Raw genomic sequence first — 25,363 nt, 5'->3', positions numbered from 1 at the left:
TGGCCGTAACACCAGCCCGTGCCGCCACCGACCTAGCGGCTGGCCCGCCTGCGGCGGAGCAGGCGCTCAATGCCATGCACCAGCAGCACAGCAAGCACAAAACACAGCACGATCATGACAACCGCAACTGTCTGCTGGGCCTGCGCCTGACCGTTGGAGGCCAGAAAACGCAGAACATCCCCCCCGGTGTGTCCGCCGGTCATGGTATCAAACCGGGGCAGAACACTCAGCATCCAGCGCAGCAGAAAAACCAGAAGGGCCGTAAGCCCGATTGTGGCCCCGGTCTTGATTACGGTCAGCCGGATGCTGCCTTCATCTTGTGTCATGGGGTTACAGGCGGCCTGCGGGCTGCTGGCCCATATGCGCCTGATGCTCCTCTACCGAAGCCTTCAGCCCCGGCACATCCGGTGCCGCCAGCGTATCCACGTAGGTGTTGTTCTTCCACACCCAGCGGTCCGAGCCATCGACCAGAATATCGCGCAGGCCTCCATGCGTTGTGGGCAGCAGCTCAATAGGGCCACTTACGGAATCCAGCACCTTGGTCCATGCCCCGTTGCGTTTGACATACACATCTGTCGAACAGCCGGCAGACCCGCACAGGCTGGCTGCCTGTACCTGCACAAACAGCGCCATATTCGCACCATTGGCAGACAGGGGGGCAGAGCCCACAAGCACAAGTGGTTTGTCATTATGGCGGGCGGCGGCGGCAAGGTCATCCGCGTTCAGCTCACGCGCGGCACTGTCCAGTGCGCTGCCACGCTGGTCGGTCAGGGCCACGGGGTCTGTTCTGCCGTGGGTAAACGACCCTTGTCGGGTTTGGGGCGCACCCAGCACCTGTGCTGCGCCAAAAACACCGCACGGCAGGGCAGACAACCCTGCCAACACACAATACAACCCTACACGATGCCTCAAGCGCACATTCCTTGTTTTACCAGACCAGAATAGTCCCTTTGTGGAGTAGAGCCCAAGCATGTCCGAGCAGACAAGCCAAAATACCACGCCAGAACAGCCCCGGCACCCAAAGCCCGGCCTCTACCGCCATTATAAGGGGGGATTGTACACGCTTCTATGCGTAGGCCGCCACAGCGAGACGGAAGAATGGCTGGTCACTTACCGGTGCGATTCACAGGGGACCTACTGGGTGCGCCCGCTGGACATGTGGCTCCAGACTGTTCAGGGCGTGCCGCGTTTTGCATTGATCGAGGACGACTACCAGCAACCCCGTGGCGCGTAAGGGGGCACCCTCACACGCCACGGGCCGAACGGCCTAGCCCGCCTGCCCGGCAACCTGGGCAATAATTTCTTCCACAATATCCGGGTCGGACAGAGTGGAAAGATCGCCCAGATTATTCAGATCATGCGAAGCAATTTTGCGCAGCAGGCGGCGGACAATTTTGCCAGAGCGGGTTTTGGGCAGGTCCCGCACAACGTAAATCTGCTCCGGCACCGCATAGCGCCCGACCCCATCGGCAATGGCGCGGCGGACGGCGGCGGGGTTCAGGCTGCCTTCGGTGCGGGGGACAACAAACACAACCAGCCCCTGCCCCTTCAGGTCATGGGGAACGCCAACGGCGGCACTTTCCACCACTTCGGCATCGGTTGCCAGGGCGTCTTCAATTTCTGCCGTACCAATCCGGTGGCCAGAAACATTGACCACATCATCCACACGGCCCGTGATCCAGAAGTATCCGTCTGCCTCACGCCGTGCGCCATCACCTGAAAAATAACGCCCCGGGCAGGTGGTAAAATAAGTCTGGCGGAAACGCTCGTGGTCCCGCCACAAGGTCATGGCCTGACCGGGCCATGAGCGGGCCATGCACAAAAGGCCATCCCCGGCACCTTCAACCTCTGTCTGGGTCTGTGCATCCACCAGAACAGCGTTTACCCCCGGCAACGGCAGCCCTGCGGCCCCCGGCCGGCCCGGCACCTGCCCGGCACTGGCGGTGAGCATGACCCCCCCGGTTTCGGTCTGCCACCATGTGTCCACCACGGGGCAGCATGCCTTGCCGACCTCATCATGGAACCATTGCCATGCCTCGGGGCTGATCGGTTCACCCACCGTGCCCAGTACGCGCAGGCTGGACAGGGAGCGGCTGCGCACCACATCCGCATCTTCCCGCATGGCAGCACGCACCACGGTGGGAGATGTGTAAAAAACGCTTACGTTATTGCGGTCGATCACATCCCACCACCGGCCCGGCTGCGGCCATGAGGGCAGGCCCTCATAAATCAGGATTGTCGCGCCGTTACACAGCGGGCCGTAAACAACATAGGTGTGCCCGGTAATCCAGCTTGTATCTGCCGTGCACCAGAACACATCGTTCGGCTGAGCGGCAAAAACCACCTCATGCGTATAGGACGCCCAGACCAGATACCCCCCCGTGCCGTGCACAACTCCCTTGGGCCGCCCCGTGCTACCCGAGGTGTACATAAGAAAGAGCGGATCACAGGCATCCATGACCTCTGGCGGGCAATCCGGGATCTCCATCGCCACTTCCGCAGTGTAGGACAGGTCCCGGCCGGGCTGCATGGGCACTTCCGTACCCGTAACAGGCACCACCAGCACATGGCGCACGGTGCAGGCTGCACCGCAGGCCAGCAGGGCCTCGTCCATAGTCACCTTGCTGGGAATGGACTTGGCCCCACGCCGCGCCACATCTGCGGTAATCACCACAGCAGCGCCGCTATCCATAAGCCGTTCAGCCAGCCCTTCGGCTGAAAAACCGCCAAACAGCACTACATGGATTGCACCAATGCGTGCACAGGCCAGCATGGACACCACGCCCTCGGCCACCATGGGCAGGTGAATGGCAACGCGGTCGCCCTTGCCAACGCCCAGCCTGCGCAGCGTATTGGCAAGGCGGCAGACCTGCGCATGCAGTTCGCGGTAGGTCAGGACCAGTTTCTGCCCATCTTCCTGCCCTTCCCAGATCAGGGCGGCTTTGTCGGGCTGGGTCAGAACGTGGCGGTCAAGGCAGTTTTCGGCCACGTTAAGCTGGCCATCGCCATACCAGTCTATGCGAACATCGCCGTTAAAGTCGGAGCGGGAGGCGTGGGAGGGCGCTTTATGCCAGACCAGTCTGCGCGCCTGCGACAGCCAGAAAGCCTCCGGGTCGCGTTGCGCACGCTGCACTTGATCAAGGTAGCGATCAGAGACAGCTGTCTCCGCCGTGCAGGGAATATTCTCTTCCACTCGGACTGGTCCTTTCATTTACGTTCTTATTTTGCACCCGAACCAGATGGTCTTTGATCATATCATGCCCTCAGAGGAAAGACATGTACCCACCTCCGGACACATAAAAAGTGACCACACAGGCATAAAAAAAGGCTGGCCACAGGAGTGACCAGCCTTTTTTGTTATGCCGTTTTTATTCCACACCTTAATTCCGGTCGGCGCGGAACAAGGGCCTGACCCTGTTATTACAGAGCAGCTTTGGCGCGTTCCAGAACGGCCTTGCAGGTCTTCTGGCGCAGCGGCAGGGTTGCCATTGCCACGGTGTAGGTATGGTCGTTCAGGCGGATCTGGCCAGCGGAGCCAATCGCATAGAACATGTTGCCATCCGCACCATCGGACACGGCGTTGGTCTTTTTGTTGTATTCAAGCAGCGTGCGGAAGGCATCGTCATAATCCGGCACGTATTCGTTCTGGACGCAGTAGTTCAGCAGACCTGCGTTTTCCTTCGGGTCAATGGAAGCCACATAACCCGACGGGTCCACGGTTGAGAGGAGAGACGTATCTCCCCCGCGGATGACCGGCATATTGAGGGTCTGTTCCTCGGCATGAGCAAGTGCGGGCACGGATGCCAGCACGGACGTGGTAAGGGCTAGCGCCGACAGGGCACGCACGGCAAACAGTTTCATTCAGAATCTCCCAAACGGAATATGCGCCAAACTGCCCCGTAACCCCCGCAAAGATCAAGCAGCCCCCACGCGCGCAAAAAACATGGCAGCCCACAGCCCTGCCCATGTGGGGGAGCACCACGCCTGTCATAACAAAAACGGCACCCCGTTATGCCGCCACGGCACCGGACCCGACACGCCACTGCAAACAGGCCATAAATGGTACGATAACCCACAGCATGTAAAATAAGGGTCTTGAAACATTACGATATTATCTTTGTCTTCTGTAATGTTGCTGGCATTGTCGGGCTGATACCCAGCGCAGGCTGCCCCCATTGCCAAACCCTGCTCTGGCAGGGCAATCTTCCCTTTGCGGGACAGAACGAGCCAACACGGCAGGGGTGTTTTTCTGCCCTGCCATCGGGCCATCACGATCAGGTGATATAACATTCAACCCCCAATCCACCGGCCCTATACACGTTGCAGGCGGGCTGGCCGATTGAACAGTTCGGGCATCCATTCTATAACAACCTTAACGAGTCCGTAACAAATTTAAGCGGGAGCTTATACCGACATGCTGCCTGCCAGCCTTTTCAAGAGTGTTGAAATTGCACCGCATGGCACCGCGTCAGAGAGCATCTGCACGGCTTTGCGCAAGGCCATACTGGAAGACCAGCTACAAGCAGGCCGCGCCCTGCCCCAGTCTGAGCTGGCGGCTGGGTTCGGGGTTAGCATTATCCCCGTGCGTGAAGCGCTCAAACACCTTGAGGCCGAAGGGCTGGTCGCGTTTACGCCCAACAAGGGTGCTCTGGTTATTGGTCTGGATGAAGCCGACATTCTGGAATACTCCCAGATTCGCGCAGTGCTGGAAGAACAGGCCGCAGCCGAGGGCGTGCGCAACATGAGCCGCGTGGATTTTGCCCGTGTAGAAGACGCTTACGAGGCCTTTGTCGCCGGTGTGGAAGGCCCGCAGGGCATGATCCGCTCTGGCGCTCTTAACCGTGCCTTCCACAACTCCATTTATGCCGCAGCCCCCCGCCCGCGCCTGCTGGAAATGATAGAGGACCTGAACACCAGGCTGGACCGCTACATACGCGGTCATCTGATTATAGAAGGCCGCACAACCATTACCCATGACGAGCACAAGGCTATTCTGGACGCCTGCCGTGACCGGGACGCGGATTTGTGCGCACGGCTGACGCGCATCCATATTCTGGAAGCCTCCAGAATCTCGGTAGATGTCTTCCGCCGCAGGCAGGCCGGGCACAGCTTGGGCTGAGCATTTTTAGCTTATAAAAATCCATATTTTACAAACACTTGTTTGTTTGGCCGACGCATCATGCCTGATTGAATAATATATGATGTTGCAAATCATATATTATCGTGTCAGAGCGAAAAAATCATTGTGAAGCCAAAACCAACCTGCGCACCCGCAGGGGCTCGGTTTGGCGGTTGATTCGGATGAACAACGCCATGTCCTCTACCAACACATTTGCCCCCAATTTTTCCTCCCGCACGCTGCTGCGCAAAGCGATTACCCAGGCAATCCGCCGCCCCGAGCAGACATGCGTGGAGGCTCTGGCCCCCGCCGCAACGCTAAGCGCGCCAGAGGACAACGCCGTAGCCGCACTGGCCACCAGACTGGCCGAAACCCTGCGTAGCCAGCGCAACCCCGGACTGGTGGAAACACTGGTGCAGGAGTTTGCCCTTTCTTCCGCCGAGGGCGTGGCGCTGATGTGTCTGGCCGAAGCCCTGCTGCGTATTCCCGACATGGCAACGCGCGATGCGCTTATTCAGGACAAGATTGGTGAGAGCGACTGGCTCTCCCACGTAGGGCGCGGCAAACCGCTCTTTGCCAACGCCGCCGCATGGGGGCTGGCCCTGACGGGCCGCGTGGTAGCCGAGCATAATGACAAAACGCTCTCTGGCGCACTCATGGGTTTTGTAGAGCGGAGCACACGCCCCGTTATTCGCAAGGCCGTGGATGCCGCCATGCGCATGATGGGCGAACAGTTTGTGCTGGGCCAGACCATTGAGCAGGCCCGCAAGAACAGCGCAAAACTTGAAGAAACCGGCTTCGCCTATTCCTACGACATGCTCGGGGAGGCCGCCTACACCGCAGCAGATGCCCAGCGTTACCGGCAGGACTACATTAACGCCATTAACGTTATCGGCCGCAGCGCCAAAGGGGGCAATGTTTACGAACGCCCCGGCATTTCCATCAAACTTTCCGCCCTGCACCCCCGCTATGCCCGCGCCCAGCATGCGCGGGTCATGGGGGAACTTCTGCCCGTTGTGCAGGAACTGACCCTGCTCGCCCGCCAGTACGACATTGGCATCAACATTGATGCCGAAGAAAGCGAGCGGCTTGATATTTCGCTCGACCTACTGGAAGCCCTGTGCGCTACACCGGGGCTGGAAGGCTGGAACGGCATTGGCTTTGTGGTGCAGGCCTACGGCAAGCGCGCCCCCTTTGTGCTGGATTACATTATTGATCTGGCAAAGCGCACCAACCGGCGGATTATGGTGCGCCTTGTTAAAGGTGCCTACTGGGACAGCGAAATTAAAAAAGCGCAGGTCGAGGGTATGGCCGACTACCCCGTGTACACCCGCAAATGCCATACAGACATCAGCTACATTGCCTGTGCGCGCAAACTGCTGAACGCGCGGGATGTGATTTTCCCCCAGTTTGCCACCCACAACGCCCGCACCCTTGCCACCATTTACACACTGGCAGGGCAAAAATACGAGATCGGGTCTTACGAGTTCCAATGCCTGCACGGCATGGGCGAACCGCTCTACCGTCAGGTTGTCGGGGCAGACAAACTCAACCGCCCCGCACGTATTTACGCGCCGGTTGGCACGCATGAAACACTGCTGGCCTATCTGGTCCGCCGCCTGCTGGAAAACGGGGCAAACTCTTCCTTTGTCAACCAGATCGGGGATAGCGCCATTGCCGTTTCCTCCCTGATTGAAAACCCCATCACATCCGCCCAGCGCTACACGCCGTTTGGGGCCCCTCATTCCGAAATCCGCAAACCGCTCGACCTGTTTGCGCCAGAACGCCAGAACTCCGCAGGGATTGATCTGGCCGATGACCGCGCACTTGAGGCACTGGCAGCAGGCATTGCAGCAGCCCCCCAGCAGTGGCAGGCCGCCCCCATTGTGCCCGGCGCAACACCCGGAGGCACCCAGCACCCGGTAACCAACCCAGCCGACCGGCGGGATCTGGTTGGCCACGTTACCTACGCCACGCCGGAAACCGTCAAACAGGCCGTGGACGCCGCACAAAAAGGCTTTGCGGACTGGGCAGCCCAGCCTCCCGCTGCACGGGCGGAGTGCCTGCTTAAAGCCGCCAACCTGCTGGAAGACCGCCACCCAGCCCTTATGGCCCTGATCTGCCGAGAAGCTGGCAAATCACTCCCCAACGCTGTGGCCGAAATCCGCGAGGCGGTGGACTTCCTACGTTACTACGCCACCACCATCCAGCGTGGTTTTAATAACACGACCCATGTTCCCCTTGGCGTTGTGGCCTGCATTAGCCCGTGGAACTTCCCGCTTGCCATTTTTATTGGCCAAATTGCCGCAGCCCTTGCCGCTGGCAACGCCGTAATTGCCAAACCGGCGGAAGAAACACCCCTGATTGCAGCCGTGGCCGTAGCCCTTCTGCACGAGGCAGGCATACCCGTCCCTGCCCTGCAACTCCTGCCTGGTGAGGGCGATGTGGGGGCAGCCCTTGTCGGCGATGCCCGGATTATGGGGGTTATGTTCACCGGCTCCACCGCTGTGGCCCAGCTGATCAACCGCCAGTTGCTGGACCGGCGCACAGCCACCGGCCAGCCCGTGCCATTTGTGGCCGAAACCGGCGGGCAGAACGCCATGATCGTGGATTCGTCCGCACTGGCAGAGCAGGTTGTGGCCGATGTTCTGGCTTCGGCGTTTGACAGTGCAGGCCAGCGCTGCTCCGCCCTGCGTATCCTGTGCGTGCAGGACGACTGCGCAGACCACGTTCTGGCCATGCTGCGCGGCGCCATGCAGGAACTGCGGCTGGGAAACCCCAGCATTCTGGCAACCGATGTGGGGCCGGTCATTACCCCCGAGGCTGCTGCCGGCATTACCACGCATATTGAGGCCTTCCGCAGCAAAAACGCCCCGGTCCACGCCCTGCCAGTGCCAGACCACTGTGCCAATGGCAGCTTTGTGCCGCCAACACTGATCGAGGTCATGTCCATTCAGGACGTCGGGCAGGAAGTGTTTGGCCCCGTCCTGCATGTGCTGCGCTACCCACGCGCCCAGCTTGCCTCTGTGCTGGCAGACATTAACGCCACCGGTTACGGCCTGACCTTTGGCCTGCATACCCGGCTGGATTCCACCGTGCAGAGCGTTCTGGAACAGGTGGAAGCGGGCAATCTGTACGTCAACCGCAACACCATTGGCGCAGTTGTAGGCGTACAGCCTTTTGGCGGGCGTGGCCTGTCTGGCACGGGGCCAAAAGCGGGGGGGCCGCTTATTCTGCGCCGCCTGCTGGCACAGGTGCCCCCCCTGCCACAGATTGCACGCGGCACGACCCCACAGGCCATGACCGAATGGGTAGACTGGCTCCGCACGCAAGGCGAAAGCGAAGCCGCCCAGCGCGCCCATGCCCTTGCCAGCCAGCCGCTGACCAACGCCCAGATCACCCTGCCCGGCCCTGTGGGAGAACTGAACCTGTACAGGCTGGGCGCACGTGGCACGGTGCTGTGCATGGCCCAGACCACAGCGGGGCTTTATGACCAGATATCCCTCACTCTGGCGGGCGGGAACACCGCAGCCATTCTGGCGGACGCCACGGTTCTGGCGGCCATTGCAACCCTGCCAGCATCTATTGGGCAGTTTGTACGGCCGGTTTCCTCCGCCAAATCCCTCACATGCAGTATTTTGCTGAGCGATGCGGACAACGCGGCATTCAACGCCACACGTGCCCAACTGGCTGCCAGCAACGGACCTATTGTATCGGCCTATATCACCCAGAACGGCCTGCCCTCGATCGAAGCCGTGCTGGAGGAGCAGTCGCGCAGCATCAACACCACCGCAGCAGGGGGCAACGCCAGCCTGATGACCCTGAACTAACAGGATCAGCCTTATTCTGCTTTAGGCCCGGCTGCTGTGCCGGGCCTTTTTTTGTTCAACCCATGCGGGCCATGCTGCGCTGCGGAGCATGGCACCATCCAACTAAGATCATTTTTCCGTGACCGCCCGAAGTGTTACAACACGCCCCATACCGGCGGCTTATACCGCTGTGCCACCGTTTTCCCTTTTTCATGTCATCAGGAGATACAATGACAACCCGCGCGGGGCATGATGCCAAACTGGTCGTTGCCATTTTGCTTGTTACCATGGCCATGGGCATGCTGGACGCCATTTCTCTGCTGCATCTCAAGATTTTTGCAGGCTACATGACCGCCACCATTATTCTGATGGCCGTCAACATCGCAACGTCTCAGGCCATTGTGCTTTCGGGGCTGGAGGCCATTGGCTTTTATTTTCTGGGGGCCATGCTCGGGGGGCGGCTTGTACGCCGCCAACGCAGCATTCGGGCCATTGTGGGGGATATTCTGCTGGGCGTGGGGGCTATGGTCGGCCTTGCAGCGTGGATATGGTCGGCCAATATTCCGGGCGATATTTACGTCACTCTGGCCCTGCTTTCCTGCGCCATGGGGTTGCAGACATCGGCCACACGGCACGCCAAACTGCCCGACATGGTTTTACCCGCAGCCACCATGGTGCTGCACGGGCTTGCCCATAACAGTTCCGCTGCCGGGGGGAGCAGTTCTGGCACCCTGCGCCGTGTTGCGGCTATTTTAAGCCTGTTTGTGGGGGCGGCCATTGGTACGCTGGTTTCCGGCAGAAGTGTCTCTTTGGGCATTGCCCTGGCTGGCGGCACCATTGTTGTGGCGGGAAGCCTGCTTCTGCTGCGCAAACACCCGCTGGCCTTCCATCTGGACCGGATGAGCATTCCGTAAAAACCTATGCTGCAGTCATGGCCTTTGGGCGCAGCCCGAAGGAGCCAAAACCAGAAAGGCCCGCCAGTTATGGCGGGCCTTTCTGGTTTACGGGGTAGAACTAAAAATCAGGCGGTCTGTTTGTTCTGCATGGCAAAGTAGGATGCCAGAGCGTAGCAGACCACCGATGTACCCAGCGTTGCCAGAGCGGTCATACGCTCCTCGGGGTTGATCAGCATGGCAACAAACACCAGCACCACACCGGCAAGGGTTGCGTAATTGCACAGCGGGAACAGGAACAACGTGTAATTCCCTTTTTCTGTCCCATTCCGGCGGGCTGCAAAACGGGTGGTGATGTAAGCAGTTACAATCAGGCTGTAAATCAGCAGGATAACCCCACCACTACAGCTCAGCAGAAACGCAAAAATGGTCTGCGGCGCCAGAATGGAGGAAAACGCCACCAGAGTGCCCGCAATGCTGCTGACCGTAATGGCCAGCCTTGGCGCGGAACTGGCGGAACGGCGGGTCAGGAACGCCGGAGCATCGCCCTGTGCGGCCAGTTCGGTCAACACGCGCGAGGTAATATACATGGCGGAGTTAAGGCAGGAGAGAATGGCGCTCAACACCACAATGCGCATCATCATGCCCGCACCGGGAATGCCCATTGTATCCATGGCGGTTACAAAGGGGGAGCGCCCGGCCACAATGCTGTTCCAGGGCACAACAAGCAGGATCATGGCAACAGAGGCCAGATAGAACAGGGTTACGCGTGTACCAAGGCTCCGGGTAACCCGTGCCACGTTCTTGTCCGGCTCGGGGGATTCGCCGGCAGCAACCGTTGCGATTTCCGACCCCATCATGGTGAACAGAATGGTGGGAATAATGGACAGCACCGCTACAATACCGTGCGGCATAAGGCCACCATGCCCCACAAGGTTATGCCATGCCGGTACGCCGGGGCCAAAAACATGCACCACATACAGCGCGCCAACAGCCACAAAAGCCAGAATGCTGAACACCTTGACCGCGGAAAGCCAGAACTCGCATTCCCCAAACACGCGTGGAGCCGCAAAATTGACCAGTTTAAGCAGCACGATCAGCCCAATGGACAACACCCATATTGGCAGGTGAATCCAGTCCTGAATCAGGATTGCTCCGGCTATGGCCTCGCTCCCCAGCACCACAACCCAGAAAAACCAGTAAAGCCAGCCCGAGGTAAAACCCAGCCTGTCCCCGTGTGCGGCGCGGATATATTCTACAAACGAACCACGGCCGGGGTCTGCCACCACCATCTCGCCCAGCATGCGCATGACCAGAATAACCAGTAGCCCGACCATGACAAAAGCCAGCAGAACCGCCGGACCTGTCGCCTGAATTGCAGCCCCGCTCCCCACAAACAGACCCGCGCCAATGGTCCCGCCCAGCGCGATCATGGCGATGTGGCGGCTCCGTAGCCCGGTGGCAGGTTTAACGGTGGGCTTGGTGTTCTGCTCAGCCATTGAGGGGTCCTTTATTCTTGTTGGCTTGGTGCGTTCATAACTCAAGAGGAATAAACTGGGAAATGCCCCTTAAAAGTGCTTGTAAAAATATGCCTCAACCACCCCTGCGTGATGGCCAATTTTGGGCATGGGCTGGCTCCCCGGCACCCCGGCTTTAGACAGGGCCCGCCCTGCCGGTCCGGCAAAGGCGGCCCCGCCAGCCAGTGCGGCGGAGGTGTTTTCGTCCAGCGTGTATTCAACCGAGGCATCCAGCTCGTCCGACACGTGGCGGCCGGTGTTTTTGAGCCCCATGCCCGAAACATGGATAAGCGACAGGTCATAAAAATGCAGACCAAGCTTGACCTGATCACCCGGGCGAATCAGGTGCACGGGGGGGATCACGGTCAGGTCAATCTGGTGGTCCTCCAGATCGGACAGAGGGGCCAGATACATGCCCACAATTTCGCCCGGCCAGTAGCCGCCATAAGTGTAGCGCTTACCATCATACAAAAAGAACGTATCGTAGTTGTGCTTGACGCCCCCCTTGGCATTTTTGCCGCCACCAAAGCGGGTGTAACGGTAAAAAACATGCGGGGTCCATGGCAGCATGGAAAACGTATAGCCCGGCTCAAAATACATTCCGTAAGCCGAAACCCCCTTATACCCGTTGCCCGGGTGGCTGTTCTGCTCCGAAACAAAATTGCCATAGAACGTAAAGTTCTTGGAAATACCCATGGCCTTGACCGGCAGCACCGTGCCACCCCAGCTCAGGGCAGCCACATTCATGCCATTCCGGTCCGCACGGGTTGAATAATCATAATGGGCGGATGTATCGGCATCCCGCACATGAAAATAGGTGAGCGTTACATAAGCGGCGCGGTCGGCATAAACCGATGCCCCATGCCCGCCAGCCTTGTTGGCAAACCATGTCACGTCAAACCCGACAAAACTGGTTTTGGGCCGGTCAAAGCCCCGGTCGATATCGTTATCCGAATTGCTTTCAAGCATGAACACATCGGCGCGGATGGGGTCACCTTCCAGCTTGATCACCCCGGGGCCGGAAAAGGCAAAACGGGGCGCATACCACCATGCCCCGCGCTCACCCGAGCTATAGGTGCCCTTGCCGATCAAAAACCCGTCATCCACCGCAAAAGCCTGACGTCCGCCCTGAACGGTAAAAACCTGATGCCCCCCCGCCAGACGCACCGGCACACGCACTCCGGCATAGGCTTCTTCCAGATAGATCGAGCGTGGGGTACCCGATGTTTGCGAAACCTGCTCGGCATCCCCATCCCCCAGGGTGGTTGCACCAATGGCTGAGGCATTGCCAATGACGTCAAACCCCCAGCCGGTCTTCCATTCCCCCTTAAGCATGGGCTTGCCATACAGTTCGCCATAGGTCGTGTTTGCATGGCGTGTGTAACCACCCGAAGCCCGGGGCGCGTAGGACCCACCGCCAAAATTGGTGTGCGGCAGATGGAACGCAGCCCCCCCAATATCCAGCCCGCTCTGGATAGTGACGCCACTAATCGAGATAAGCGTCTGTTCTGCCTGTGCGGGCACGATCTCGCCCAGCATGCTGAGCAACAGGGAACAGAAACCAAACCTGAGCGCGCCGGAAAGCCCTGCCCCCGCCGCACGGGCAGAACATGCGCGCCCCCTGCCAGCAGGGTATGGCTGCACAGCCTGAGCGGGAGCGTAACAGAACAGGCCAACATGATTTTTGGGTGTTTGCAGCAGACCAGTCACGCCCAGAAGCACTCCCCTTGAAAATAAGCTATAGAACCCGCGCACCCACAGTCCGGGCCAAGCAATGACATATAATCATCGCATTATCCTATAATATGTTCAAGATGATATAAGAAAAAATACGCACCAGACTTACTTATGTATTCTTTAAACCGCTCCACTACAGATACAAGTAATGGGGTAATTTTATATCGTTTCTTTTACGGTTCATCCTGAAAAATAACCTTAATATACCGATACCGAAATAATATACACAGTAATCAATTCAGCCCCTGTTAACCGCGCCCGCCCAATATATTTTAATGGATACATAAAGCATGGCCTGCCGCACCCGCTTATTGCGGGTAAAATGCAGGCACACAGCCCCTACACCCCACCATGCCCAGAAGCAGGTTTGGCGTGGACCGAAAAATATTTTTTACCAGAATTATTTAGGGGAAAGCACGCATGGAGCGGATGAGGGGAATCGAACCCCCGTATGCAGCTTGGGAAGCTGCCGTTCTACCATTGAACTACATCCGCATAGCGCGTGGGCGGCTTATAGCGCGCTCCAACACGACTTGCAATGCCATACGGATATTATTCCGCCTCCACATCCGGGCCAACCAGATCGGAAATATGGCCCAACTCAAGCAGGCTCATGCCTTCAGGCGGGCGGGAGCGCGCGCTCCCCCGGGCTATGCGGCGTGGCAGAACGGCCTGTGTAAAGCCCAGCTTGGCGGCCTCCTTAAGCCGTGCATCCGCCTGCGACACCTGCCTGACCTCCCCCGATAACCCGACCTCTCCAAAATACACGGCACCGGGACTTGTGGGCACACCACTGGCAGCAGAAACCAGAGCCGCTGCCACAGCCAGATCGGCCGCAGGCTCAACCACCCTAAGCCCACCGGCCACATTAAGGTAAACATCCATGCCCGATAGCTTGAGCCCGCAACGTGTTTCCAGCACCGCCAGCAGCATGGCCAGACGCCCGCTATCCCACCCCACCACGGCCCGGCGGGGCGCGCCATCCCCCCCTTTGGGGGAGAGCAGCGCCTGCACCTCCAGCAGTACGGGGCGCGACCCTTCCAGCCCGGCAAACACGGCGGAACCGGCAATATTGCCCCGCCGCTCGGCCAAAAACAGGGCAGAAGGGTTGCTGACTTCCTCCAGCCCACGGTCTGTCATGGCGAATACGCCAATTTCATCTGTCGCGCCGTAGCGGTTTTTGGCAGCGCGCAGAATACGGAACTGGTGCCCCCGGTCGCCTTCAAAATACATGACCGCATCCACCATGTGCTCCAGCACACGCGGGCCAGCCAGTGCGCCCTCCTTGGTCACATGCCCGACCAGAATAAGACTGAAGCCCCGGCGCTTGGCGGCCCTGATCAGCTCAAACGCGCAGGCCCGCACCTGCGAGACTGTTCCGGGCGCGCTATCCACCGTTTCCAGCCACATGGTCTGGATGGAATCGATCACCACCACCTTAACGTCCGGCTCGGCCTCAAGCGTTGCCACAATATCCGCAACGTTAATGGAGGCCGCCAGGTCCAGACTGGATTCCACAACCCCCAGACGGATGGCGCGCAGGCGGATCTGGTCCACCGCCTCTTCCCCCGAAATGTAGAGAACCCGCTCCCCCTTGCCCGCCAGACGACTGGCCGCCTGCAACAGCAGGGTGGATTTGCCAATACCCGGGTCCCCCCCGACCAGCACCACAGAGGCCGGAACCAGCCCCCCACCCAGCACCCGGTCCAGCTCCGCAATACCCGTGCCCGTGCGCGGGGGAAGTTCAACCTTGCCCCCCAGCCCATGCAGTTGCACACGCCGCCCCTTGCCTGCGCGGGGGGATGCCGAGGAGGCCGCCAGAGGCTCCACGGCCATTTCTTCCAGCGTATTCCATTCCTGGCAGGCATCACACTGGCCTGCCCACTTGGCATGAACAGCGCCGCACGCTTTGCACACATACTGGCGGGACGTTTTTTTGGCCACGAAGACTCCCCTGTTCCTGCCCTGCTGGAACGTTATAAATGGAATAAAACAAGAACAAACTCAAGCCCCGGCACAGGCAGTGCCCCACACCACACTAGTGCGTGGCCTCCCCTCCGGGCCGACAAAACAAAACCATGCTTTGACGAACCCGGCCCGAACGGGTTACGGCTCACACCACAGCAGACCCAGACCACACACAACAGGAACAGACAGCCCGAACCCATGGATATGGTGCTTGATCTTGTGGCCCGCACAGGCCGCGCCACACTCTCGCTTATCCGCAGTGCGGGCGCTCTGGCGCTCTTTGCACTGGCGGGGTTGTCCCACATTCTGCGGCCGCCGTTCTATGGGCGTGTGTTTGTACGCACGTTTCTGGAAACCGGTTTTTTCTCCCTGCCGGTTGTGGCCCTGACTGCCCTGTTCTCGGGCGGGGTTATTGCACTGCAATCCTATACGGGTTTTGCACAGTACCACGCCCAGAGCGCCATAGCCGGGATTGTGGTGCTGGCCGTAACCCGCGAACTTGGGCCCGTGCTGGCTGGCCTTATGGTGGCTGGCCGTGTGGGGGCCGCCATGGCCGCCCAGATTGGCACCATGCGCGTGACCGACCAGATTGATGCGCTGAGTACGCTCTCCACCAACCCCATGAAGTATCTGGTCGCCCCCCGCCTGCTGGCAGGCATGATCGCCCTGCCCCTGCTGGTTCTGGTAGCGGACGTACTGGGGGTGGCTGGTGGCTTTACGGTTGCCGTGGTCAAGCTCGGGTTTTCTCCCACCGCTTATATTACGGCAACGCTCAACTCGGTTAAGGTCATGGACGTAACGGTGGGGCTGGTTAAGGCCGGACTGTTCGGGTTCCTGATCACGCTCATGGGCTGCTATTATGGCTATAACAGCAAGGGCGGGGCCGAAGGCGTAGGCTCTGCCACCACATCGGCCGTTGTGGTGGCGTCCATTCTGCTGCTGGCCTTTGACTACCTGATTACAGACCTGTTCTTCTCACAATGAGTGCCGCAGCCATGGACCAGAGCATGACCAGTGCTCCCCCCAAAATCCGTATTCGGGACCTGCACAAATCCTTCGGGGATAAAAAGGTGCTCGATGGCATTTCGCTCGATGTGCCGCAGGGAACGTCGTTTGTCATTATTGGCGGGTCAGGCTCTGGCAAGTCCGTTCTGCTCCGCTGCATTCTGGGCCTGATGACCCCGGATTCGGGCAGTATTGAAATTGATGGCGAGGACGTACTTGCAGCCTCCGCCAAGCGGCGCGACCAGCTCCGTAGCGAAATTGGCATGCTGTTCCAGAACGGCGCGCTGTTTGACAGCCTGCCCGTATGGGAAAACGTGACTTTTGGCCTGCTCGCCCTCAACAAGCTGACCCGTGCCAATGCACGCGACAAGGCCGGGGCCATTCTGGAGCAGGTGGGGCTGGCCCCTTCCGTGGGGGACCTGTTCCCTTCCGAGCTGTCTGGCGGCATGCAAAAACGTGTCGGGCTGGCGCGCGCCATTGCTGCCCAGCCCAACATTCTGTTTTTTGATGAACCCACAACCGGGCTGGACCCGATTATGGGTGCGGTCATTGACGGGCTGATTGTGGATTGCGTTAAAAAGCTCGGCTCCACCGCCATTGCCATTACGCATGACATGGCCTCCGCCCAGCGGATCGGGGATGAAGCCGCCATGCTCTACAAGGGCAAACTTGTCTGGCAGGGGGCTGCGGCATCGCTCATGGATAGCGGCAACGATTACGTGGACCAGTTTACCCACGGCCGCCGCCAAGGCCCGATTACCATGGAATTAAGACGATAACGATTTTAACGGCCTTCTAATTACCTTGCCCATGGCAGGCGGGAATGAGATAGAGACACTCATATCCATTTGTGGAGAAAGACACATAATGAAACGTGCGGTTCTGTTGCTGGCATGCGCGCTTGGACTTTCCGCCTGTGGAATGTTCCACCACCCTCCGCACCAACTGACCAAACCCGCACAGTGGGAGCCCTTGGGCTACCACGACCACCTGAGCAGCAGCGACAACTAACCCGCACAAGGCCCCCACGGGGCACAACACGGGGTAACCCCGGGCGGGCTTATCCGGGCGCAGGCGGGTATAAGCACCACGCACCCCGTGGCGGCTGGCAGCAGGGTTATAATACGTCCTGCCATCGGGCGCAGGCCGCGCAATGGCAGGCCAGTAATGCCCGTATGCTCTACAGTATGGCCCTTGCCGCCAGACCGTTTTCAAAAAAGATAAACTTTTCTCACATTAATCCGGCCATGGTATAAAGCTCCCCGGCTTTGCGCCATGGCGGCATGCAACCTGTTATCCGCCCTGATCGTTTTAAGCCGTAATGTTTCTTCTCCACGGCGCAAGGTTGCCTGATGCTTCGTATGCCTGTCCGCGTAGTTTTTTTACTTTCGCTCTTCCTCTTTTCCCTTCCCGGCCTGTCCGCTCCGGCTGGTGCGCAGAATACCGACCAGCCCGTAACGGCAGGCAGTGCGCCTACCCCCCTGATCATGAGTGCGCAGGATATTGTTTCTGACAAAACGCTTGATGAAATCGGGGCGGAAATCCGTTCGATCTACACAAGTGGCATAGCGGAACAGCAGGCAGGGCACAGTGCGCTGGACCTGAGCGCGCTGCTCCAGCGTGCAACGGCGGTTTCCACACGCACAGACAGGTTGATGGCGCGGATCAAACCGTATCAGGACATCTACCAGAACTTTGTGGATATTCTGGGCAAGCCCCCCGCCAAGGATGACCCGCCCGAAGCCGCATCCATTACCGAACAGCGCGCAAGCCTGAACCGGCGGCAAAAAGATATTTCCGCCCGCATGACCCGGCTCAGGCTTTATCAGGTCGAGGCGCAGCAGCTCGTAAATGAACTGCGCCAGCATGACAGCGCTATCCAGCAGGCCACGCTGTGGCAGCAGATGCCCTCCCCCCTTGGGGTCAACTTCTGGTCGCAGTTTGTACAAAGCGCACCACAGGATGGCCGCAGGCTGAATGCACTTGGGGCCGAAACACTTGCCATGCTGGCAACAGCCCTGACCGGCAAACGGGTTTTTATAACATTGGCGGGCCTGTGTGCATCCACTCTGCTGCTGGTCGGGTGGTTAAACGCACGCAAACCCGTGCGCCTGCTGTGTAGCCGCTTTTTGCCCACAGGCCGCGTGCGCCCCATTGCCGCAACGGTTCTGTGCGGGGCAATAAGCGTGCTGGCCTGCGCTATCTCCTTTCAGGTTTTCTGGAACACGCTGGCATTTGACAACCCCGCTGTGGGGGATGATCTGGACCAGCTTGCCAGCATGGTTGCCACACAGGCCCCCTTGTGCGGGTTGGTGCTTGAGCTTGGGTTCTGCTTTTTAAGCAGCAAGGCAGAATGGCGTGTTTTCAACATGTCGGACGATCTGGCCCGCAGCCTGCGCCTGTTCCCCGCATGGTTGGCCATTGCCATGATCGTGCGGGGCATCCTGCGTTATGTGGATACGCAGAGCGGGCTTTCCTTGCTGAGTGTGCAGCTTATGGATGGGCTTTATACCCTTGCGGTCAGCCCGCTCCTGTTTGCCATTCCGCGCAAGCTGCGCCTGACAGCCGCACAGGATCAGGAGGAAGATGCCGAACCGGGCGTAACGGAGCAGACCCCGCCGCTCGCGCAGTTCCTGCGCAGCATGGCCATGGGTATTTCCATCATCTGCTGGATTGCAGTACTTTCGGGCTATATTCCTCTCGCCTACACCCTGATCTCGTGGGTGAGCGTCATGGCACTGAGCATGACCACGCTCTTGCTGCTGTCCATGCTCACAACCGCCATTGGGGGCGCACTATTTGCCTCCCGCGCGCCGCTGGGCCGCCATCTGGTGGAACTGGGGCTGCCACCGCGCCTGATCAATCAGGCCAGTATTCTTATCCCCGGCCTCATCAACGTGCTGCTGCTGGCTGTAGCCTATGCCGTGGCCACATCGGGCGCCAATTTTGACCCACCCCAGATATGGCAGCAGCTTTACTCCCTGTTCCACGGCACGGAGGACAGCAATACATCCTCCGTCTCGCTCGATGCCATTCTACTGTGCATTGCCTTGCCGCTGGTGGGGTACCAGGCCATCAAAATTGTTAAATCGTGGTTCCAGCAAAGATTTTTCCCCGCCACCAATCTGGACATAGGCGCACAGGCCTCCATCCTGAGCATACTGGGGTATGCAGCGTGGATTCTGATCGGGCTGGCCATGTTTGCAGCCCTTGGGGTTACGGTCAAAAGCATGACATGGGTTGTCAGCGCCCTGTCGGTGGGGATTGGTTTTGGCCTGCAATCCATTGTGCAGAACTTTGTATCAGGCATTATTCTTATGGCCGAACGCCCTGTATCTGTTGGGGATGTGGTGACCATTGCAGGGGTTACCGGCAAGGTGGAGCGCATTAGCGTACGCTCCACGGACATAAGGCTGGACGACAAATCCACCATGATTGTCCCGAACTCGCAGTTCATTACATCGGCGGTCAAAAACGCCACACGGGCACAAAAGCCCGGCGTGTTTACCGTGGAACTGGACCTGCCCTTTGCCTCGGACCTGAACAAGGCCAGCAGCGTGGTTATTGCCACCCTGAGCGCTTGTGCCGATACCGACCCGGACAGCCCCCCGACCGTAAGCATGACATCGGTTGCCGATGGCTCGGCCGTGCTGACCGGCTCAGCCAAAGCACGCGACGGGGTGGAAATAAAAACAGCTCGCAGCAGCGCGCTGTTTGCAATCTGGCAGGCGTTTCAGGAAAACGAGATCCCCGTCACATTCCGCCAGACCGTGCGCGCGCCCTAAGCGCCCGCCCACAACAGCAAAAAGCCCGGCCCCATTATGGGAGCCGGGCTTTTTTACGCGCAGGTCACACCAGCCAGACGTGGCGGGCATTACTGCTCGTGAATATTATCCAGATCGGCAAAGCGTGTGTATTCGCCTTCGAAGAACAGGTTAATAGTGCCTGTTGGCCCATGACGCTGTTTTTCCAGAATCAGTTCGGCCTTGTTATGGACCAGCCCCATCTTGCGCTGCCACTCATCCATGGCCACTGCGTATTTGTCCATGGAATCATAGGCAGTTTCCTTGGGCATACGCTGTTGCAGGTAATATTCGTCACGATAGACGAACATCACCGCATCGGCGTCCTGCTCAATGGAGCCGGATTCACGCAAGTCAGACAGCATTGGCCGCTTGTCCTCACGGCTTTCCACCTGACGGGAGAGCTGGGACAGCGCAATAACCGGCACTTCCAGTTCCTTGGCAATGGCCTTGAGGCCCTGCGTGATCATGGAAATTTCGAGCACGCGGCTTTCGGGGCGGGTGCCAACGGAGGGGCGCATAAGCTGGAGGTAATCCACCACAATCAGGCTCAGCCCCTGCGTGCGCTTAAGGCGGCGGCAGCGCGTACGCATGGCGGAAAGCGAAATGGCAGGCGTATCATCAATCAGCAGTGGCAGGCGGGACAACTCGTGGCTGACCCGCACAAACCGGTCAAACTCCTTTTGCCCGATATCACCCCGGCGGATACGCTCGCCCGATACCTCGGCCTGTTCGGACAAAATACGTGTGGCAAGCTGCTCAGCCGACATTTCGAGCGAGAAAATGGCAACAGACCCATTGGGTTTGCCCCCTTTTTCCTCCGCGTCGTCCATCAGGGAGCGCGCGGCGGAAAAGGCAATCTTGGTCGCCAGCGCCGTTTTACCCATAGCCGGACGCCCTGCAAGGATAAGCAGATCGGACGGATGCAGCCCACCGGTCTTTTTATCCAGATCCCGCAGGCCGGATGTCAGGCCCGTAACGTGCCCTTCGCTCTGGAAGGCAAGGGCTGCTACATTGATTGCGCCTGTGAGCGCCTTGTTGAAGGCAACAAAATCGCCCTCCTTGCCTTTTTCGGTCGCCAGTTTGAACAGGGCTTCTTCCCCTGCCTCAATCTGGTCAGGGCCGGACAGGTCCCCCGTTGCCCCAAAGGCGCTGTTAACAACATTTTCGCCAATCTCAATCAACTGGCGGCGGATCCACGCATCATGGATGGCGCGCCCGTAATCCCCGGCGTTAATAATCCCGACCATGGACGTCAGCAGTTTGGCCAGATAGGCCATGCCGCCCACGTTATCGAGCATGCCGGAGTTTTCCAGCTCCGCGCGCATGGTAACGGGGTCGGCCAGTTGCCCGTTTTCTATCCTGCGGGCAATGGCGGCATATAACTGCCCGTTCACGCGGTTGGCAAAATGCTCACCGGCCAGAAAGTCGGACACCCGGTCATACGCCCGGTTATTGGTCAGCAACGCGCCCAGCAGCGCCTGCTCGGCCTCAATATTGGCCGGGGGCTGGCGCAGGGTCAGCCCCAGCAGGCCATCTTCCTTTGGTTTGTCGGTCTGTGTTGTCATGCTCACATTAATGGCCTGTTACGGGTGCGGGTCTGGCATATGGCGCGGGGCAAGTTGGTTTTTCAGGCACCAAAGGTTGCCACAAAATCGGCAAGTCCGGTTTGCCTGCGTGTCAGCAGGCGGCCCGCCACCAGCACGGAGCGTGCCTCAGCCACGGCCCGGTCCAGTTCTGTGTTGATGATAACACTATCAAACTCCTGCCAGTGCGAAATTTCATCCCGCGCGGCAGCCATACGCCGGGCAATTTCGTCCGGGTGGTCGGAACCACGGCCATGCAGGCGGCGTTCCAGTTCCTCCAGGGAGGGGGGGAGCACAAACAGGCTGATCACATCCCCCGGCAGGGCTTCGCGTATCTGCCGGTGTCCCTGCCAGTCTATGTCGAACACCATGTCATGGCCTGCGGCAAGGGCCTGCTCCACTGGCGCACGGGGGGTGCCGTAGCCCCGGCCGAACACAATGGCCCATTCCAGCAGTTCACCCGCCTGCGCCATGGCCTCAAACTGCTCCATGGTCCGAAAATAGTAGTGCACGCCCTCTTTTTCCCCCGGTCGGGGCTGGCGCGTGGTCACGGACACAGAATGTTTGAGTTTTGTATCCGACGCACGCAGCGCATTGGCGATTGTTGATTTGCCAGCACCCGAAGGGGCAGAAATAACAAGGCATACGCCCCGCCGCGTTGCATGACCCGGATGAGCCGTTCCATTGTGCGCCATACTGCTCTTTTCACACCCTGTCTGTTCAAACTTACGCTCTTGCCCCTTCATGCCAGAAGCGGCCATGCTGCGCCACCGCGCTCTATGCCACAAGGAAGGCGGACCTTGCCATGCAACACAACACTGTTCTCATAACCGGTGCATCCTCTGGTCTGGGGCGCGCACTGGCCCAGACTCTGGCCCGGCCCGGCCGCACGCTCTGGCTGGGTGGGCGCAACACGGCACGGCTGGAAGAAACTGCGCGGCACTGCATAAGCCGTGGCGCTGCCGTCCACCTGAACATATGCGATGTCACAGATACCGCAGCCATGGCGCAATGGGTGCATGGCACAGGCGGGGTGGACATGGTTCTGGCCTGTGCGGGCATTACCGGCGGCACGCGCAAGCCCACTGGCCCGGATAGCTCTGCCACCGAACCACAGGCCCAGATCCGCCGGATTTTTGCAACCGACCTGACCGGCGTGCTCAATACCGTGCTCCCCGCACTGGAGCTGATGCAGGGCCAACCCCGCGCCGCGGATGGCCTGCGCGGGCGTATCTGCGCCATTTCCTCCGTAGCCGGGCTTGTCTCCTTCCCCGGCACGCCCTCTTACAGTGCGGCCAAGGCGGCGGTGGACCGGTTTATGGTGGCAACCGGGGGCAACGCCAAAAAGGCGGGTATTCTGCTCAGCTCGGTTGTCTGCGGTTTTCTGGACACGCCCATGGTGGCGCGCAACACGTTCCCCATGCCCGGCCTGACCGATGTTAACAGCGCATGCCGCCGCATTCTGCGCGGGCTTGCGCGCAATGAGCGGCGTATTACCTTCCCACTCTGGCTGGCGGCGGGCTCACGCCTTATGGACCTGTTGCCCATAACACTGGCAGAAGCCTACTATAACAACCAGCCTGCCGGAGCGCCCGGCAGCATGCCCGAACCCGACCTGAGTTGACCCCAAACCCCGCCCCCAGCCCAATGCAGAAAAAACCCCAGACATGAAGCAGGATACCCCCCTGCGCGCACATGCCGTAATGGAGGACATGTCCGCCGCCGCCGTGCGCGAACCTGTGCCCGAACACCTGAAAACCATGCGAATGGACCGCGTGTTCTGGAGCCATTTTGCCCCTAATCTGGGGTTGGGCGGCTGGGTTACAGGGGCGCTGCTGGCAAGCATGGGGCTGGATTTTAAAACAGGGGTTGCCGCCGTAATACTGGGCAACCTGATTGGCGCACTGCCCGTAGCACTGGCTGCTGCCATTGGCCCTGTAACCGGGCTGACACAGATGGAGGCCTCACGCCGTGCGCTGGGGCAGATGGGCCTGCGCCTGCCTGCGTTCCTGAACTGGATTTACTGCGTGGGGTGGGACGCGGTGAACAACGTACCCGCAGCAACCGCCCTGATTGCACTGCTTCTGGCAGGCGGCATACACGCCCCGTTTTGGGCAGCCCTTGGCGTGCTGGCCGGGGTGCAGATGCTGGCCTCCATTTACGGCCATCACGTGGTGCAGACATTGCAGAAATATCTTGGCGCGTTCCTGCTGGTGGCCTTTGCGTTTATTGGCATTGTGTTTGCCCTGCGCGGGCAGGCACCACTTGGCGGCCATCACCCCGTCAGCGTGAGCACGTTTTTGCTGGCTGTGGGGGTTCTGGTCAGCTTTAACCTGTCATGGGCGTCTTATTCTTCGGACTATACGCGCTACCTGCCTGCCAGCGCCAACCCCAGAAAAGTGGTGCTGCTTGCGTTGGCCGGGTTGCTGGCTTCGGCCATTCCATTCCAGATTCTGGGCCTGATCTCAGCCGGCAGTGTGGCGGATGCCTCACCCACAGCGGTTATTGCATCGCTCCTGCATACTCTGGGCCCACTGGGCACGTTTGCGCTGGCTGCCATTGCGCTGTCTTCCATTACCGGCAATTCGTTCAATGACAACACGGCAAGTTACAGCCTTATTTCCGCCGGGGTGCATGTACCCCGCGTTGCCGCAGCCATACTGACAGCCACACTAGGCTACGTGCTGGCCGTAGCCGGTGCAGGGCGGTACACCACGCTCTACACTGACTACCTGATGGTCACCATGTACTGGATTGCCCCGTGGATCGGCATTGTTCTGGCGGACTGGTACTGCACAGACCACGCCCCACGGCCCACGCCAGTCGGATGGACGCGGGGGGCCAGCATATTTGCCATAACCACCGCCCTGACCGTTGGCCTGTTTTCCACCAGCAGCCTGTACACCGGCCCCATTGCCCGCTGGCTGGGTGGGGCCGATATTGGGTACTATGTCGGGTTTTTTGTTGCTGCTGGCTGTTACGCGGCAGGCATGCTGCGGCGCACCAGTTCGTAAAGCCCGAGTGCGGCCGCAACGGACACATTCAGGCTTTCCATCTCACCGGGCATGTACAGCCCGGCAATTTCATCACAGCTTTCACGCGTCAGGCGGCGCAGGCCACGCCCTTCCGCCCCCAGCACAAGGGCTACGCGCCGCCCGTCAAACCCGGCACCGTTCAGAATTGTGCCGCCAGCATCCAGCCCCACTGTCCAGCAGCCCGCCTTTTGCAGCATTTCTATTGCGCGGGAGAGATTGACCTCACGCACAAAAGGTACGGTTTCCAGCGCGCCGGATGCGGCCTTGGCCAGCACGGCGGTTTCCTCCGGGGCATTGCGGTCCTGCACCACAATGCAGGCTGCCCCAAAGGCTGCGGCAGAGCGCAGTATGGCGCCAACATTGCGCGGGTCTGTAACCTGATCAAGCACCAGCACGGGGCCGGGGCGTTCCAGCGCCTCCTCCAGCGAGAGCGAGGGCAGAATCTGCGCCAGCATGGCCACGCCCTGATGCACCGCCTCCGGCCCCAGCAGGTCGTCCAGCCGTGCGCGCTGCACCAGTTCGGGGTTGACCTGCAAGCCCCGCCCACCTGTGCGTGCGGCTTCTTCGAGCACCGGGTGTTCGGCCTCGGTCACCAGCAGGCGCTCGTACACCCTGCGCGGGTTGGCCAGAGCCGCCGCCACGGCATGTGTGCCAAACAGCCAGCATTTGCCCGCCGGGGCCGTACCATCACGCCCACCGCCACCATGGGCGGATGAACGGGAGCGGCGTGCGGGGCGTGCGGCTTTGCGGGGGTTCTGCATGGACAATACGGTTCCAGGTTGGAGTCACTCTGCCTCTCCCCTAGCGCATGAGCGGGGTATCCGCCTATCCCTACAACGGCGCGGGGGTTATCTTTGTCTGTCGCGTGCCCGGGCGTAGCAGGGAATGGAC

General features: G+C 59.7%; 20 protein-coding genes and 1 tRNA gene. 10 read left to right on the top strand and 11 right to left on the bottom strand.

Going from position 1 to position 25,363, the window contains the following annotated elements; all coding sequences use genetic code 11:
• Positions 1-32: 32 nt before the first annotated feature.
• Together HK20_RS01040 and HK20_RS01035 are read right to left on the bottom strand one after the other, a co-directional pair.
• Positions 33-326 carry a hypothetical protein gene (locus HK20_RS01040; protein WP_086645242.1) on the bottom strand — a complete coding sequence of 98 codons (294 nt, stop codon included), beginning with the start codon at positions 324-326 and terminating at the stop codon, positions 33-35.
• Between the two features lie 4 nt (positions 327-330).
• Positions 331-834: a hypothetical protein gene (locus HK20_RS01035; protein WP_086645381.1), complete on the bottom strand. Its 504-nt coding sequence runs from the start codon at positions 832-834 to the stop codon at positions 331-333.
• Positions 835-970: 136 nt separating this feature from the next.
• Between HK20_RS01035 and HK20_RS01030 the strand changes: the two genes are divergently transcribed.
• The gene (locus tag HK20_RS01030) at positions 971-1,234 is read left to right on the top strand and encodes a DUF1653 domain-containing protein (RefSeq protein WP_086645241.1); all 264 of its coding nucleotides are present in this window, start codon (positions 971-973) and stop codon (positions 1,232-1,234) included.
• Between the two features lie 33 nt (positions 1,235-1,267).
• Here the strand turns inward: HK20_RS01030 and acs are convergent, their stop codons facing one another.
• Positions 1,268-3,211: an acetate--CoA ligase gene (gene acs, locus HK20_RS01025; protein ID WP_086645240.1), complete on the bottom strand. Its 1,944-nt coding sequence runs from the start codon at positions 3,209-3,211 to the stop codon at positions 1,268-1,270.
• Between the two features lie 209 nt (positions 3,212-3,420).
• Positions 3,421-3,861: a DUF2501 domain-containing protein gene (locus tag HK20_RS01020; protein ID WP_086645239.1), complete on the bottom strand. Its 441-nt coding sequence runs from the start codon at positions 3,859-3,861 to the stop codon at positions 3,421-3,423.
• A 553-nt stretch (positions 3,862-4,414) separates the two neighbouring features.
• Here HK20_RS01020 and HK20_RS01015 point away from each other — a divergent pair.
• The 3 genes from HK20_RS01015 (at position 4,415) to HK20_RS01005 (ending at position 9,842) form a co-directional block, all read left to right on the top strand.
• The gene (locus HK20_RS01015) at positions 4,415-5,119 is read left to right on the top strand and encodes a GntR family transcriptional regulator (RefSeq protein WP_086645238.1); all 705 of its coding nucleotides are present in this window, start codon (positions 4,415-4,417) and stop codon (positions 5,117-5,119) included.
• Between the two features lie 104 nt (positions 5,120-5,223).
• A complete protein-coding gene (putA, locus tag HK20_RS01010) occupies positions 5,224-8,949 on the top strand; it encodes a bifunctional proline dehydrogenase/L-glutamate gamma-semialdehyde dehydrogenase PutA (RefSeq protein ID WP_369822993.1) in 3,726 nt (1,241 codons plus the stop codon).
• A gap of 209 nt (positions 8,950-9,158) precedes the next feature.
• Positions 9,159-9,842, top strand: coding sequence for a YoaK family protein (locus HK20_RS01005; RefSeq protein WP_086645236.1), 684 nt, complete (start codon positions 9,159-9,161; stop codon positions 9,840-9,842).
• Positions 9,843-9,949: 107 nt separating this feature from the next.
• Here HK20_RS01005 and HK20_RS01000 read toward each other — a convergent pair whose 3' ends face one another.
• The 4 genes from HK20_RS01000 to radA all read right to left on the bottom strand — a co-directional run bounded on the left by HK20_RS01000 (position 9,950) and on the right by radA (position 15,019).
• Positions 9,950-11,320 carry an amino acid permease gene (locus tag HK20_RS01000; protein ID WP_086645235.1) on the bottom strand — a complete coding sequence of 457 codons (1,371 nt, stop codon included), beginning with the start codon at positions 11,318-11,320 and terminating at the stop codon, positions 9,950-9,952.
• Positions 11,321-11,389: 69 nt separating this feature from the next.
• Positions 11,390-12,877, bottom strand: coding sequence for a hypothetical protein (locus HK20_RS00995; protein ID WP_086645380.1), 1,488 nt, complete (start codon positions 12,875-12,877; stop codon positions 11,390-11,392).
• A gap of 619 nt (positions 12,878-13,496) precedes the next feature.
• Positions 13,497-13,570, bottom strand: a tRNA-Gly gene (locus HK20_RS00990).
• 57 nt (positions 13,571-13,627) lie between these two features.
• Entirely contained in the window at positions 13,628-15,019 is a 1,392-nt protein-coding gene (gene radA, locus HK20_RS00985; RefSeq protein WP_086645234.1) for a DNA repair protein RadA, read from the bottom strand.
• 222 nt (positions 15,020-15,241) lie between these two features.
• On the opposite strand from radA, the gene HK20_RS00980 reads away from it, so the two are divergent.
• From HK20_RS00980 to HK20_RS00970, 4 genes are all read left to right on the top strand, one after another.
• Positions 15,242-16,027 (top strand): ABC transporter permease, encoded by a 786-nt coding sequence (locus HK20_RS00980; RefSeq protein WP_086645233.1) that lies wholly within the window; start codon positions 15,242-15,244, stop codon positions 16,025-16,027.
• A gap of 11 nt (positions 16,028-16,038) precedes the next feature.
• The gene (locus HK20_RS00975) at positions 16,039-16,827 is read left to right on the top strand and encodes an ABC transporter ATP-binding protein (RefSeq protein ID WP_179290102.1); all 789 of its coding nucleotides are present in this window, start codon (positions 16,039-16,041) and stop codon (positions 16,825-16,827) included.
• 88 nt (positions 16,828-16,915) lie between these two features.
• Positions 16,916-17,059, top strand: a complete 144-nt coding sequence (locus HK20_RS13040) for a hypothetical protein (protein WP_165925134.1) — start codon at positions 16,916-16,918, stop codon at positions 17,057-17,059.
• Between the two features lie 350 nt (positions 17,060-17,409).
• Positions 17,410-19,833 carry a DUF3772 domain-containing protein gene (locus HK20_RS00970; RefSeq protein ID WP_369823000.1) on the top strand — a complete coding sequence of 808 codons (2,424 nt, stop codon included), beginning with the start codon at positions 17,410-17,412 and terminating at the stop codon, positions 19,831-19,833.
• Positions 19,834-19,922: 89 nt separating this feature from the next.
• Here the strand turns inward: HK20_RS00970 and HK20_RS00965 are convergent, their stop codons facing one another.
• Together HK20_RS00965 and gmk are read right to left on the bottom strand one after the other, a co-directional pair.
• Positions 19,923-21,419 (bottom strand): replicative DNA helicase, encoded by a 1,497-nt coding sequence (locus HK20_RS00965; protein WP_086645231.1) that lies wholly within the window; start codon positions 21,417-21,419, stop codon positions 19,923-19,925.
• Between the two features lie 62 nt (positions 21,420-21,481).
• Positions 21,482-22,132: a guanylate kinase gene (gene gmk, locus HK20_RS00960; RefSeq protein ID WP_086645378.1), complete on the bottom strand. Its 651-nt coding sequence runs from the start codon at positions 22,130-22,132 to the stop codon at positions 21,482-21,484.
• 110 nt (positions 22,133-22,242) lie between these two features.
• On the opposite strand from gmk, the gene HK20_RS00955 reads away from it, so the two are divergent.
• Both HK20_RS00955 and HK20_RS00950 read left to right on the top strand, forming a co-directional pair.
• Positions 22,243-23,061, top strand: a complete 819-nt coding sequence (locus HK20_RS00955; protein WP_086645230.1) for an SDR family oxidoreductase — start codon at positions 22,243-22,245, stop codon at positions 23,059-23,061.
• Between the two features lie 43 nt (positions 23,062-23,104).
• The gene (locus HK20_RS00950) at positions 23,105-24,451 is read left to right on the top strand and encodes a cytosine permease (RefSeq protein ID WP_086645229.1); all 1,347 of its coding nucleotides are present in this window, start codon (positions 23,105-23,107) and stop codon (positions 24,449-24,451) included.
• Here HK20_RS00950 and rlmB read toward each other — a convergent pair.
• Positions 24,415-25,233 carry a 23S rRNA (guanosine(2251)-2'-O)-methyltransferase RlmB gene (gene rlmB / locus HK20_RS00945; protein ID WP_086645228.1) on the bottom strand — a complete coding sequence of 273 codons (819 nt, stop codon included), beginning with the start codon at positions 25,231-25,233 and terminating at the stop codon, positions 24,415-24,417. The two genes, HK20_RS00950 and rlmB, sit on opposite strands and share 37 nt — an antisense overlap.
• Positions 25,234-25,363: the final 130 nt, after the last annotated feature.

It is taken from the genome of Acetobacter sp. DsW_54 (assembly GCF_002153575.1).
GTDB classification, from domain to species: Bacteria; Pseudomonadota; Alphaproteobacteria; order Acetobacterales; family Acetobacteraceae; genus Acetobacter; species Acetobacter fabarum.
Note: the sequence above shows the minus strand (reverse complement) of the source record. Positions and strands in the feature narration are given on the sequence as shown.